Source organism: Caldimonas mangrovi, from assembly GCF_023721835.1.
Lineage (GTDB): Bacteria > Pseudomonadota > Gammaproteobacteria > Burkholderiales > Burkholderiaceae_C > Caldimonas > Caldimonas mangrovi.
Map to the genome: position 1 here is coordinate 1 of NZ_JAMKFE010000028.1, position 14,445 is coordinate 14,445.

The window sequence follows — 14,445 nt, forward strand, 5'->3', positions numbered from 1 at the left end:
TCGTGCCGGGCCACCTGCAGCTGCGCATCCGGCCGCATCACCTGTTCGGCCAGACCGTCGCCCGTCGCGCGGAACACCGTGCGCAGCGATTCGTGGCGCCGCACCACACCGTGGAAGCTCGCCTCCAAAGCCCCAACGTCCACCTCCCCTTCCAGCACCAGCCCACCGCACAGGTGGTACGCCGTGCTGCCGCGATCCAGCTGCCACAGAAACCACTGCCTCTGCTGCGCCGCAGACAGCGGTACCGCATCCCGGGTTTCAAGACGCGCCATGACCGCGCCCGCGTCGCTCTTGCCGCGCAGCCGCTGCTCCAGCAGCCGGCGCTGCTCGGGCGTGAGGCGAGCACGGCGGCGCGACAGATCTTCGATGTCTGACATAGGAAAGAAGGGTCTCAGGCGCGTTCGATCTCGTCGAGCAATCGGGTCTCGACCAGCTCGGCGAGGGCTGCCACGGTGGGCTGCTTGAAAAAGTCCGCAGGGTGCACCTGCACGTCAAAACGGGAACGCACGCGCGACAACAACTGGATCGCGAGCAGCGAATCGCCGCCGAGTTCGAACAGCGGGTCGTGAGCGCCGATGGGCGCAATGCCGAGGAGCTGGCCCCACAGGTCCGCCAGGCTGCGTTCGAGGTCGCCCTCCGGTGCTTCGTAGGGGGTCGACAGAGCCGGCCTCGCGTGGCGTATCCCGGTGTCGTGCGGAGCTTCGGCAGGTGGCGCGAACAGTGCCTCCTGACCGTGTGCCAGGCGGGCGTGCAGATCGAGTGTCGAGACGACGACCTGCGGGGTCGCCGGCCCGCAGAGCACACGCTCGAACACTTCGATGCCCTGCTCAGCGGAGATGCCGATGCCGTCGGGCAAGCGCAGGCCGGCCGCCATGCCGATCTCACGCCAGCCGTCCCAGTCGACGGCCCACACCGGGTACGGCACGCTGCGCGCCGCTTGCCGGGCCAGAGCGTCCATGCAGGCATTGGCCGCCGCGTACGCCGCCTTGCCCAGGCCGCCGGCGACGCTGGCCAGCGACGAGCACAGCAGCACGAAGTCCGGCTTTTCGTCGCGGCACGCGGCCAGCAAGGCCTGTGTCCCCAGGACCTTGGCCGCGAAGGCTCGTTCGACATCCTCCGCGGTCAGCGCCGACAGCATCGCGCCGCCCGCTTCCCCGGCCGCATGGATGACGCCGTGCACAGCGCCGAAGCGGTCGCGTGCGGCAGACAGTGCGCCGCGCAGTGCGGCCTCGTCCGCCACGTCGGCCTTCAACACCAGCACCTCGGCGCCCAGCGACTCCAGGGCGGCAAGCTGCGCCAGCCTGCTCCGCAGCCCAGGGTCCAGGTCGGAGCGCGCCAGCAGCGCCGACCACTCTTCGCGCGCAGGCAGTCCGTTGCGGCCCAGCAGCACCAGGCGCGCTTGCTGTGTCGCTGCCAGATGGCGCGCCCACAGCAGGCCGATGCCGCCCAGGCCTCCCGTCACGAGGTAGACGCCTCCACGCCGCAAGCGGCTGCACGACGACCGGGGGCGACGTACCGGTTCGAAGCACTGGAGCCAGCGCTGGGCGCCGCGATAAGCCACGACGGACGGCGCCTGTGCGTCACCGACGAGTTCCGCCAACAGGGCGTCTGCCAGATCGGGCCTGCGCTGTTGCTGGACGCCGATATCGACCAGGCGGCACACGACACCTTCGACTTCCTGGGGAATGACCTTGCAGGCACCGTGCAAGGCCGCCTTCTGCGGCACCATCACGTCGACATCGGTCACCTCTTCCACGCCGCACGCCACCACGGTGATGCACAGCGTGCGCCCGGGCGCGGCCGCCCTGCTCTGTTGCAGCGCGCGCCCCAGGAACGCCAGGCTCAGGAACCCCTGCTCGAATGGCGCCCCGTCGTCGACGCTCCAGCAGTGGAACACCGCCGCGATGGGCCCGTGATCGGACTGAACGGCTGCGACGAGATCCAGGTGATCGCGGTCCGACGATGGGGCCAGCACGTAGTGCAATGCATCGCGACGCTCCGCCCGACCACCAGCGCGCACCGTCACCACCCGGACGTCTCGTGCGGTCAGTCGCCTTGCGAGCTGTTCCGCCACGCCGCCGGCGTCGGCGAACAGCAACACGCAACCGCTGACCCCGAGAGAGCCGACATCGTGGCCCGCCATGTCCACACGCCGCCACGAGGGGATGTAGAACCACTCGTCGATGGGCTTCGGTTCAAAAGCCGCAGGCCGGGGCGGCAGCGCCTGGCGCGGTGGTGCCACCCAGTACGATTGGCGCTCGAAAGGATAGGTCGGCAACGGCACGCGCCGCCCCGGTCGTGCATCACGGAACAGCGCCGCTTCGACATCCACACCGGCCACCCACAGTTGAGCCAACGCTCGCAACGGCCGCTCTCGGTCGTGCTGCTGCGGGTGCGCCAGCGTCGACACGACGGGCCGGCGCTCGACCATCGGATGCCGCCGCGCAAGAGCGCCGAGCGTCTCGCCCGGCCCCACCTCCAGCAGAAGACGGTCCGGGCGGCGCAGCAACTCGGCGAGCCCTGGCTCGAAACGCACCGTGCCGCGTACGTGCCGTACCCAGTACGACGGACTGCGGGCCTGTTCGGCCGTGATCCAGGTGCCCGACACGTTGGAGATGAAAGGCAGACGCGGCTCCCCGAGCTCGACTCGGCGCAGCAACGACTCGTACTCGGCCAGCATCGGCTCGGTTATGCGCGAATGGAATGCGTGCGAGACATGCAGGCGGCGCACCGTCACGCCTTGCATCTGCAGCTCGCGTTCGGCAGCTTCGATCGCGGCCCATGGGCCGGAGAGCACGCTCAGGTCCACGCCGTTCACCGCGGCCAGATCGCAACCGGCCTGCAACCAGGGTGCGAGCTGCGATTCGCCCAGCCCGACCGCGAGCATCGCGCCGGGTGGCATTGCCTGCAGCAGGCGGCCGCGCGCCGCAACCAGCATCAAGGCGTCTTCGAGCGAAAACACCCCCGCCAGGCAGGCCGCCACGTATTCGCCGAGGCTGTGGCCGAGCATGGCGGCGGGGCGCACGCCCCAGCTGTCCCACAGCCGGGTGGCTGCATATTCGACGACGAACAGCGCCGGCTGGGTGCAGGCCGTCTGCTGCAAACGCTCCGCCGCCACAGCCTCGTCCGGCCCCCGGGGATAGATCCAGCGGCGCAGGTCCATGTCCAGCTGAGGTGCGAGCAGCTCGCAGCAGCGGTCCACGGCCTCGCGGAACACGGCTTCGTCCCGGTACAACTGCGCCCCCATGTGCACATGCTGTGCACCCTGACCGGGAAACAGGAAGGCCACCTCCGGATGTTCGGACAGCACCTGCCCCGCCACGAACGATGCCGGCGCGCGCTGCGTCAATGCGAGCGACGCCTGTTGAACGTCGCGCGCGATGGCCACGGCACGGTGCTCGTATCGTTTGCGGCCGACCCGCAGCGTGTGCGCGACGTCGGCCAGCGGCGGCGCCGGGTGCAGAGGCAGGTGCCGCGCCAGGGCCTCCACGGCGCCGTCCAGCGCGCTTTTGCTGCGTGCCGACAGCAGCAGCGGCAGCTCGCTCGATGCTGCAGCCTCTGGTCCAGCCGGGGCCCGCACCGCCGGTGCCTCCTCCAGGATCACGTGCACGTTGGTGCCGCCCATGCCGAACGCGCTCACTCCCGCCCGCCTCGGCGCTGTGCCGCGCGGCCACGGCCTCGAGTCGGTGCAGACGTAGAACGGGCTCGACTCGAAGTCGATCTCGGGGTTGGGACGCTGGTAGTTCAAGCTGGCCGGCAGCGTCCGGTGCTTGAGCGCCATCACCGTCTTGATGAGCCCTGCCACGCCGGCCGCGGCGTCGAGGTGCCCCACATTGGTCTTCACCGAACCCAACGCGCAGTAGCCGCACCGCTGGGTGTCCGCGCGAAAGGCCTGTGTCAGCGCAGCGACTTCGATGGGGTCGCCCAATATGGTGCCGGTGCCGTGCGCCTCGACATAGCCGATGGAGTCGGCCGCAACGTCGGCCATGGCCTGCGCCGCACGTATCACCTGCGCCTGCCCCTCCACGCTGGGTGCCGTGTAGCCCACCTTGGCCGCGCCGTCGTTGTTGAGCGCCGAGCCCTTGATCACCGCGTGGATCGTGTCGCCGTCGTGCAGCGCGTCGGCCAGCCGCCGCAGCACCACCACGCCGACGCCACTGCCGATCACCGTGCCTGCAGCGCGTGCGTCGAAGGCCCGGCAGTGCCCGTCCGGCGACAGGATCGCGCCGGGCTGGTAGCGATAGCCCCCCTGTTGCAGAAGGTTCAGCCAGACGCCTCCGGCGAGCACCATGTCGGCCTCGTGATTCAGCAGGGCCCGGCAGGCCAGGTGCACCGCGACCAGGGAGGTCGAGCAGGCGGTCTGCACCGAGACGGCCGGGCCACGCAGATCGAGCTTGTAGGCGGTGCGGGTTGCCAGCGTGTCCTTGTCGTTGCCGTTCAGGACACTCAGCAGGGATGCCATATCGCTCTTGCCGATGTCGAGCGTCGGCAACAGGTGCCGCAGCAGGTAGACGTTCGCGCCGCTGCCGGCGTACACGCCCACCGCAGCGCCCTGTGAGATGCCCGCATGGCCGGCGTTTTCCAACGCCTGCCAGGCGGTCTCCAGGAAGAGGCGCTGCTGGGGGTCGAGCAGCTCCGCTTCGCGCGGGGTGTAGCCGAAGAAGCCCGCATCGAAACGATCCATTCCGTCGAGCACGACACCGGACTTCACGTACTGCGGGTCGGCCAGTGACTCGACGTCGACGCCACGCTGCCGCAAGGCCGCATCGTCGAACTCGGTCACCGATTCGACACCATCGCGTACGTTGCGCCAGAACGCATCGACGTCGTCGGCGCCGGGAAACCGCCCCGCCATGCCGACGACCGCGACCTCCACGCCGGTGGGCTGCGTTTGCTGATCGTTCATGTGGGCGACCTCTCCGACGCGGCGCGGGGCCCGAGGAATGCGGCGCGCTGCCGGCGGCCGCGTTCCTCGGACGACCGGGTGGCAACGCCGTCCTGCGGCGGCGCGCGCAGATGCGCGGCCAGGGATTCGACCGTCGGGTACTTGAACAAATCGACGATGGACACCGCCACGGGCAGCCGCTGCTCGATCAATCGATGCACTTTCATCAGCAGCAGCGAGTGACCGCCGATTTCGAAGAAGTTGTCGTGCCGGCCGACGCGATCGACGCCCAGCGCTTCAGCCCAGGCCGCTGCGACGGTCTGTTCGATGTCGCTTTGCGGCGCGGTGTAGGCAGCTCTGCGCATCAACTCGGGGGCCGGCAGCGCTTTGCAATCGATCTTGCCGTTGGTGGTGAGCGGAAAGGCGTCGAGCACCGTGATCGAAGCGGGCACCATGTAGTCGGGCAGCACCCGGCCCAGGGCTTCGCGCAGCGCGATCCCGTCCGGCCGCGCCGCACCGGCAGCCGCCACATAGGCGGCGAGCGCCACGCCCTCCGGGCCCTGCACGGCGACCGCGAGCGCCTCGCGCACGTCAGGTTGTGAAAGCAGGACGGCTTCGATCTCACCCAGCTCGATGCGAAAGCCGCGGATCTTGAGTTGATGGTCTACCCGGCCGAGGTACTCGATCTCGCCGTCGATGCGCTGCCGCACGAGGTCGCCGGTGCGATACAGCCTCGCGCCCGGCGGGCCGAACGGATCGGCCACGAACCGTTGCGCCGTGAGCGCCGGCCGGTTCAGATAGCCCCGCGCCAGCCCGGCACCCGCCACGTACAACTCGCCCGGCACGCCAGCGGGCATCAGGTTCAACTCCGCGTCCAGGACCCGCAAGGCCAGATCGGGGATGGGCCTGCCGATGGGGCTGCGCTGGACCGGTCCGAGGTCTGCCCGGGTGAGCGGACGGTAGGTCACGTGCACGGTGGTTTCCGTGATGCCGTACATGTTCACCAGGCGCGGACGCTCGTCGCCGAAGCGGTCGACCCAGGGCGCCAGGCTCTGCGGATCGAGCGCTTCGCCACCGAAGACAACCAGCCTCAGCGACAACCCGCCGCTGTCGAGGCCGGGCGCCTGCGCCAGTTGACGGAAGGCCGACGGCGTCTGGTTCAGCACCGTCACGCCCTCGTCGCGCAGCAGCTGCAGCATGCGGTCCGGCGCGCGGGTCACCGCGTGCGGCACCACGACCAGCCGCGCGCCATGACACAGCGCGCCGAAGATCTCCCACACCGAAAAGTCGAACGCGTAGGAATGGAACAGCGTCCAGACGTCCTGCGCGTCGAAACCGAACCAGGCCCGTGTCGATTCGAGCAGCCGCGTCACATGTCCGTGCGTCAACTGCGCCCCCTTGGGCTGCCCCGTGGAACCGGAGGTGTAGATGACGTAGGCGAGCTGGTCGGCACGCATCGGCACGCGCACGGTATCGGCGGGCGTCGCGTCGAAGTCCATCGTGTCGAGCTCCAGTACCGTGGACACGCCGAGAAAACGCGCGCGAAGATCCGCCTGCGTGATCAACACCCGGATCCCCGCATCGTCGGCCATGAAGCGCAGACGCTCGTCGGGATAAGCCGGGTCCAGCGGCACATACGCTGCGCCCGCCTTCAGCACCCCCAGCAGGGCGACGATCAGGCGCTCGGATCGATCCAGGGCCACGCCGACCTTGTCTTCCGGCCTGATGCCCAGAGACGTCAGTCGCCGTGCCAGCAGATTGGCGCGCTGGTCCAGTTCCCGGTAGCTCAGCTGCCGGCCTTCGAAACTCACCGCAATCCGTTGCGGGTCCCGCGCGGCGCACGCTTCGAACCTGTGGTGCAGGCACGGTCCATCGGACGTCGGCTCCGCGCCCGTGCCGCCACGTTCGAGCAGCGCCTGCCGGTCGCGCTCGCCGAGCATCTCGACATCGGCGACCGCCAGCTCGGGCCGGTCGATCATGGCCTGCAGCAGGCAGACGTAGTGGCGCGCCAACTGCTCGATGGTCTGCGGCTCGAACAGGTCGGCGGCATAGCGCCATGCAACGCAGATGCCGCCCTGCGCCAGCTCGCGACTGTCGAGTGTCAGCTCGAAGGGCACGGCCTCCTCGTCGACCGGATACCGCTCGACTTCGATGCCAGCCATCTCGCGCAGCGCGTCGTGCCCCTCGGCCAGGTGATTGAACGCCACCTGGAACAGCGGCGTATGGGTCAGGCTGCGCTGGGGCTGCAAGGCCTCGACGAGTTGCTCGAACGGCAGATCCTGATGCGCTTGCGCGCCGAGCAAGGCCGCGCGAGCCTGGGACAGCACCGTCGACAGCGACGTGCGGCCGTGAATGACGTTGCGCAGGACGAGCGTGTTGACGAAAAAGCCGATGAGGCCTTCCGTCTCGATCCGGCCGCGGTTCGCCACCGGCACGCCGATGCGGACGTCCTGCTGACCGGTGTAGCGGTACAGCAAGGCTTGCAGGGCGGCGAGCATCACCATGAACGGCGTACCGTCCTGCGATGCGGCGTATTCGCGCAGCGCACGGCACAACCCGGAAGGCAGGTGCGTCTCGTACCTGCCCGCCCGGTGGCGAGGTGTCGGCCGCCGCGGGTGATCGGCGGGCAGTGCCAGCACCGGATGGTCCTCACCCAGCCGCTCGCGCCAGTACGCCAGCTGACGCTCGCGTTCGCCGGCTTCGAGCCAGCCCCGCTGCCAGACCGCGTAGTCCGCGTACTGGATGGGCAAGCGCGTGAGCCCAGGCGAGCGGCCCTCGACCCGCGCCGCATAGCAGCGGGCCAGGTCTTCGACCAGCACTTGCATCGAAGCGCCATCGGATGCGATGTGATGCATGCCGACGATCAGCACGTGCTCCTCGTCGGCAAGCTGCACGAGCGCAACGCGCAGCAACGGGCCGCGACCCAGGTCGAAGGGCTCGGCATGCAGTTGGCCGGCATGCTGCCGGACTCGATCTTCACGCGCCGATTCGTCCAGTGCGCGAAGATCCACGCTCTCGAAACTCAGCCCGGCGGCCTGCTGCACCACCTGCTCTGGCATGCCGTCCGGTCTCGACCGGTACACGGTGCGCAGCGACTCGTGCCGCTCCATCAGGTCGGCGAAGGCGCCGTGCATGGCGCTCGCGTCCAGCCTGCCACGCAGACGCAACGCGCCACTGACGTGATAGGCGGCGTTGCCGGGGTCCAGTTGCCACAGGAACCATAGACGCTCCTGCGCATGCGACAGCGCGAGCGGTGCGGCCCGGCGCTCCGGGAGCAACACCGGTATCGTCGCAACCGCCGCGGTTGCGGACTGCGCGCGCAGACGGTCGATCTCGCGAGCCAGCGCGTCCAGGCGCGGGTGTTCGAACACGGTCCTCGCGGTGCACTCCACCTGCCACCGCTCGGCCATCCGTGCCGCAAGCTGGGTGGCCGCAAGCGAATGGCCGCCGCAGCCGAAAAAGTGTGCCGCCGGTCCGATGGGCGTGCCTGCAGCACCTTGCAGCACTTCGCGCCACATCATCGCGAGCGCCTGTCGGGTGTCGTCCAGAGGCGCCATGGGCGGTTCGTCGACCGCGTCCCTGCCGACCAACCGTCCGTGCTCGTAGATCGCGTAAGTGTCCAGTGAACGAGCCAGCCAACCCTGCCGGCAGGCGCCGCGCTGCAGCTTGCCACTCGAGGTCTTGGGCAAGGCCCCGGGGTTGAGCAGCAATGCCACCGACACGCCCTCGCCGCACGCCCCCGCGGCTGCCGCACTCAGGGCCTCGACCAGGGCCGCAGGCGGCACGAGCTTCTGCAGGCCACGGGACACCTCCACTGCAACGCCGACACCTTCGCGGCCGTCCGCCGTGGTGACAGCGAATGCGGCCACGCGTCCCTTGCGGACTGCCTCCACCTCGGCTTCGATCGCGCGCTCGATGTCCTGCGGGTAGACGTTGTGCCCTCTCAGGATGATGAGGTCCTTGATGCGGCCGGCGACATACAGCTGCCCGTCGTGCAGAAAACCCAGATCCCCGGTGCGCAGCCAGCGACAACCGTTGCGCTCGAAGAAGGTCTGCTCGCTGGCTTCCTGCCGCCCCCAGTAGCCGCATGCGATGCTCGGCCCGCTGAACCAGATCTCCCCGACCCGCCCGGCAGGCAGCACCGCCAGTGTGGTGGGCTCGACGATCTCGATGCGGTGCCCGGAAGGTGCCGAGCCGCAACCGACGAGGGTGGTCTCTCCCCCTTCGAGCGGCTGGCCCTGGGCCAGGCTTTCCGCCGAAAAATCCTGCGCCTTCAGCCCCGCGCCGCGTTGCCCGCCAGTCACGAACAACGTTGCTTCGGCGAGGCCGTAGCAGGGGTAGACGGCATCGGCACGGAATCCGGCCGGAGCGAATCGCTCGATGAACGCCTGCAGCGTGTCGTGGCGCACCGGCTCTGCCCCGGAGAACGCCACGCGCCAGCAGGACAGATCCAGTGTCGCGGCCTGCGCCTCCTTCACACGCTCCAGGCACAAGCGGAAAGCGAAGTCGGGCCCACCGCTGATGGTGCCGCGGTGGCGCGAAATCGCCTCCAGCCAGCGCACCGGGCGCTCGAGGAACAAGCCGGGGCTCATCAGCACGACCGGGATGCCGCGATGCAAGGGCTGCAGCAGCCCGCCGATCAACCCCATGTCGTGATACAGCGGCAGCCAGTTGACGAACACGTCGTCGGGCCCGACCGACAAGCCCTGCTCGATGGCACGCTCGTTCGCCATCAGGTTGCCATGGCTGACCATCACGCCTTTCGGTGTGGCGGTCGACCCGGACGTGTACTGCAAGAACGCGACGTCGCTGTCACGCGGGTCGTGCTCACGCCAATCGGAGGCCCCATCGAGGTCGACCTCGTCGACGGCGAGAATGTCTGCGCCGCCCAACGTCTTCGTCCGGCTGCCGATCAGCTCCCGAATCGCTGCCGTGGTCATCACGCACGACGCATCGCAATCCGCCGCGATGGCGCGCAGCCGGGCCAGATGCTGCTCACGGTTCGACTCGGGGGGAAATACCGGCACCGCGATCACCCCCGCGTACAGGCACCCGAGGAAGGACGAGACATAGTGCTCGTCGTTGTCGAGCAACAGCAACGCACGCTCACCGAGCGCGCACTGTCGCTGAAGTGCGGCGGCGATGGCTCGCGCCCTCGTGTCGAGGCCTGCATGATCGAAGCGGCGCTCGGTATCCCGTGAAACGGCGATCAGCGCCGCGTCCGTCGGACGTTGCTGTGCCAGAGCCCGCAGATGCCGGACCATGTTGCGAGGGGCACCGCGCGCGACGCGCAAGTTCTCGTTCATCGGTACACCGCCAGAAGTGATGAGAGGTAGCAGATGTGCGGCTCGTGCCGCGGTCACGCGCGGGCCAGCGATTCGCTGTCCTCGTGCAAAGGCTGCAGGCACCGGACGATGTGCTGCACCACCTGTTGTTCGTGTTCGCGTATGAAGAAGTGCCGCCCCTCGAACCAGCGCACGCTGAAGCCGCCTGCAGCCTCGCATTGCCAGGCCTCGACGTCTTCGGTGGCGATGTCGTCGCTCAGCCCGCCCAGCGCATGCACTGTCAGCGGCAACGGCGCGCAGGGGCGATGCGCAAAGCTTGCACAGACGCGGTAGTCGGCTGCCAAGGTGTCGAGCGTGATCCGCAGCAGCTCGGGACTGTCGAACACCTCCGGCGGCGTTCCTCCCTGGCGATGCAGGTCGGCCGTCAACGTGCCGTCATCGTCCTTGCCCACGAAGCGCAGCGGATCGCGCCGCGCAGGAGCGGCGCTGCCAGACACGAAGATCGCTTGCGGCAATGCGCGACCGCGCACGCGCAGCGTCCTCGCCACGCCGCAGGCGAGCAACGCCCCCATGCTGTGCCCCAGCAACGCCCATGACCGTGCCGGCGGCCGTTCCGACAGCTCGTCGCACAACTGGTCGACGAGTCCGTCGAAATCTGCCGCGTACGGCTCGTCCAGGCGCGCACCCCGGCCCGGCAGTTCCACCGGCACCAGGTTCACCCAACGCGGCAGCCAGCGACGCCAGCGCCAATACATGGTGGCGCTCGCTCCCGCGCACGGCAGGCACAACAGGTCGAGCATCGGGTCAGCGAGCCACGGCGGTGGCGTCCGAGTCCTGCTCCTGCATCCACACCCGCAGGGACGCCGGACGCATGTCGGTCCACGCCTTCTCGACGTAGTCCAGCACCGTCTTCTTGTCGCCCTTCACGCCGTCGACGGCTTTCCAGCCACCAGGCACCGCCTTCCAATGCGGCCAGATCGAGTACTGCTCTTCGCGGTTGACGAGAACGATGAAGGTTTCGTCCTCGCGGTCAAAGCAACTGGTGGACATGCAGCTTCCTTGTGTTCGGGTTCATGCGCGTCCATGCAAGGCTGCATCGCGCACAAGCTACATGACGATCTACCCCCGCCAATGTTCAGAGTCAGCTGCTGGTTCCGGTGGCACCGGACCGTGCGGCAGATCAAGCGCGTCGGTCGGACTCGGGCCCCCCCCCCCGCGCACTCTCGCCGCTTCCATCCGCTGCCTATGCCTCGGCACGGACCACCCGCAGCGGCATCCACTGCTCTTCCTTGTCCGAGCCGCAGCCGTCGCTCAATGGACAGTCCCGCGAGCGATCGCCCCCTCCCGGGCCCTTCGCGCGTCGCCCTGGCGCCGCACCTTTTCGCGCGGGCAGAAACCGCTCGCTCTCCTTTTCCAGCAGGCAGCGGCGGCGCAACAGTGCATCGGTGGCCTCTCTGAGGGTGGAGTTGACCAGCCCGAGCGAGATGCCGAGTGCGACGCCGATGTCTCGCTGGGTCATCTCGGCAAGGTGGTACATCTCGAACACGCGCCGGGTCCGTTCCGGCAACTCTGCCAGCACCTTGTCGCAGAGGGCCAGGTACTGGCGGCTCATCGCGTGTTGCTCGGGCGAGGCTTGAGCAGCGGGGACTTCCTGCCCCTCCTCCTCATGCACCAGCAGCTGTGACTCGAAGGCAGACCGCCGCCAATAGTCCAGCGCCAGATTGCGCACCACCTGGAAGCAGTAGCTGATGGGCTGGCGGATGTCCAGCACCTTGGACGCGTCGCACACCTTCAGGTAGGCGTCCTGAACCACGTCTTCCGCCCGCTCGCGGCTCCCCACGATCGCCAGCGCTGCACGGCGCAATCCCTCTCTTTGACCCACGAACGTGTGCCCCAAAAGACTCAATCGCTCCTCCGCCGTCATCAAATCGTCTCCACCACGTTGCAAACACTAATGCGAATAATTCGCATTATTGAAGATCGAGGTGGAGTCAGTTGCAACGAGTGGTTGTGTAGACGCAAAGCGCCCGGCCTAGCGTGCGTCCGCGAGCGCGAGGATCTTGCGAGTCAGCCCGTCCGGCTGCGAAAAATAGGCGGAGTGACTGGCCGCCAGGCTCTCCACGCGGTCGGTGGCGCTTTCGCTCAGCAACCGGTCCTGCAACCGCAACGACACCGCGCAGTCTTCCGTCAGCCGGATATAGGCGCGCGGCACGCGCCCGTAGCGCTCGTCGGTCAACGGCAAGCGCGTGAGCGCCGGCCGGATCGGTTCGCGCACGAGCAGGCTGCGGCTCAACCTGATGTCGTCTTCCGTGCAGTCCGCGTACAGCGCCTCGCGATAGACCTTCGGGTCCAGCCAGTCCCACAGGCCCGTTCGGCTGATTTCGATGTTGCCGGGCATCATCGAATCACGGTCCGGCAGATAGTCCAGCACACGCCGTCGCGCCGGCAGCATGAACGACGCCAGATAGATGGTCCGCTCGATGCGGTCGGGCACCCGTTCGGCCAACGCGGAAGCCACGATGCCGTTTCGGCTGTGCACGACCAGCACCGCCTTGCCGTGACGTGGAAGCGCGGCCTGCGCGGCGTCGACCATGCGGCCGAGGCTCACGAATGCCGGCACGGCCGGCGAGCGCCCGCGGCCCGGCAAGTCGATCGCCACCGCCGCATGGCCGGCGGCCTCGATGCGTGGAAGTATCTTGTGCCAGCACCAGGCGCCGTGCCAGCTGCCGTGCAGGAAGAGGAAGTGCTTCATGAAAAGACCGATGCGGGTAGTCGTGGAGCCGCGAGCTTCGCCCGGCCCCGCCGCGCATGCACCTCGATACTTGCTTGCGAAGTCGCTTCCCAGTGGTGTGCCGCACGACTGGTGCGTGTCTCCAGAGCGACTGGAACCAATATGGAGCGCCGGCCATGGGCTGCAATCAACGCCCCACCGAGCCGCCGATGCGCACCTACACGCGGCGGGTCACGGCCCCGAGCTTGGGGCACGGCCAGCTTCGTGCCGCGGAAGTTCGTCGATCAGTGGCCACCAAGCAGGCCTTGGAGCCAACGCAAGCCTGGTGCGCTTTGCTCCTGGGCCTCAGTCGCCACGATGCTTGGCGTCGTTGTCCGGCGCCCCCCCAGTTCTCGAGTGTGCAGGAGGCGCGGCGAACGCTTGGCCGCACTGCTGAGTGACGGTCCGGCGCCGGCTCGACTTCAACGGCAAGCTTCTGCGGTCGACCGTGATGCAGTGAACACGACATCTCTCGACATCCCTGGCAAAATTGACAGGTATGAACAATGTCACTCCCTTGCAAAACGCACGTGAACTGTCGCGGTCGGAGTGGATTGCCATTTGCGCTAGGCATCTGCGCGGACGTTGCCCGTCCGTCGACATCCGGACCCTCGATACCGCTGCACGCTCGGCGTGGTACGACTTCTACCCTCGCCTGGGCCCCGAGCAGGCGGCCTGCGAGATCAATTTGCACCACCACCAATTGCCGGCCTCCCCGGCAGACCGCTCGAGCGCGCTGTAGAACACGTGCGTGGCGGCAGGCGGTCCTCGCGCGTGACGCGCGCCCATCAACCAAAGATGGGTGCTCCCCCGAACTCGAGAATAAAAAAACGCGGCCGATGGCCGCGTTCTTCTGAGGGCATGTCGCCCGAGCGCAGGGGGCATAAGCGCCCCTGACTCCTTTACAGCACGCGAATGTTCGACGCTTGAGGGCCTTTGAGCCCTTGCTTCACTTCGAACTCGACGCGCTGGTTTTCCTGCAGGCTACGAAAACCAGTGCCGCCAGCGATTTCCTTGAAGTGGGCAAACAGGTCCTTGCCGCCTTGATCCGGCGTGATGAAGCCGAAGCCCTTGCCGTCGTCGAACCACTTCACGGTGCCAGTTTCTTTGCTCATGGATGATGTTCCTTAAGATGTTTGAAGACAAAAATTAATCCGCGCAAACGCATTTGCACGAAACAGAAACACTCAAGAAACGTCAAACCGGGATTTCAACCTTGGCCGGCTCCACGTCAAGCAGTGCGGAGCGGTACTGGATAAGACCTTGAAGAAACGGTCTTGTGCATGTCTGAACCTCTAATGTAGCCGGTTGAGTGGTTCAGGTCACTCACTTTTTCAGTACCCCTACTCGGCACCGAGTATCAAACGGCAGGCGGGGCTGAATCGCCCCGGATTTCCTAGACACCCGTGAGCCGTTGGGAATGGCGTCGTTCGAACTCTAATGGCGAAGTGCCGCCGGCGGTGCCGTGGCGCCGCTTGGCGTTATAGAACATCTCGATGTAGTTG

9 protein-coding genes are annotated in these 14,445 nt (G+C 67.7%); all 9 read right to left on the minus strand.

Features of this window, described 5'->3' with window-relative positions; all coding sequences use genetic code 11:
* Positions 1–377: condensation domain-containing protein (locus tag M8A51_RS25800; protein WP_251781496.1), on the minus strand; the 377-nt coding region annotated here is incomplete at its 3' end.
* A 14-nt stretch (positions 378–391) separates the two neighbouring features.
* Positions 392–4,906 carry a type I polyketide synthase gene (locus M8A51_RS25805; RefSeq protein WP_251781497.1) on the minus strand — a complete coding sequence of 1,505 codons (4,515 nt, stop codon included), beginning with the start codon at positions 4,904–4,906 and terminating at the stop codon, positions 392–394.
* On the minus strand, positions 4,903–10,191 hold the full coding sequence (locus tag M8A51_RS25810; RefSeq protein WP_251781499.1) for a non-ribosomal peptide synthetase: 5,289 nt from the start codon (positions 10,189–10,191) through the stop codon (positions 4,903–4,905). The genes M8A51_RS25805 and M8A51_RS25810 overlap by 4 nt, the downstream gene beginning before the upstream one ends.
* Positions 10,192–10,244: 53 nt before the next feature.
* Positions 10,245–10,970, minus strand: a complete 726-nt coding sequence (locus M8A51_RS25815) for a thioesterase II family protein (RefSeq protein WP_259372166.1) — start codon at positions 10,968–10,970, stop codon at positions 10,245–10,247.
* A gap of 4 nt (positions 10,971–10,974) precedes the next feature.
* On the minus strand, positions 10,975–11,220 hold the full coding sequence (locus M8A51_RS25820; protein ID WP_251781503.1) for an MbtH family protein: 246 nt from the start codon (positions 11,218–11,220) through the stop codon (positions 10,975–10,977).
* A 193-nt stretch (positions 11,221–11,413) separates the two neighbouring features.
* Complete coding sequence (locus tag M8A51_RS25825) at positions 11,414–12,094, minus strand: sigma-70 family RNA polymerase sigma factor (RefSeq protein ID WP_251781504.1); 681 nt, start codon at positions 12,092–12,094, stop codon at positions 11,414–11,416.
* A gap of 108 nt (positions 12,095–12,202) precedes the next feature.
* Positions 12,203–12,922, minus strand: coding sequence for an alpha/beta fold hydrolase (locus M8A51_RS25830; protein ID WP_251781506.1), 720 nt, complete (start codon positions 12,920–12,922; stop codon positions 12,203–12,205).
* 920 nt (positions 12,923–13,842) lie between these two features.
* Complete coding sequence (locus tag M8A51_RS25835; RefSeq protein WP_251781507.1) at positions 13,843–14,055, minus strand: cold-shock protein; 213 nt, start codon at positions 14,053–14,055, stop codon at positions 13,843–13,845.
* 281 nt (positions 14,056–14,336) lie between these two features.
* Positions 14,337–14,445: IS3 family transposase (locus tag M8A51_RS26670; protein WP_368408602.1), on the minus strand; the 109-nt coding region annotated here is incomplete at its 5' end.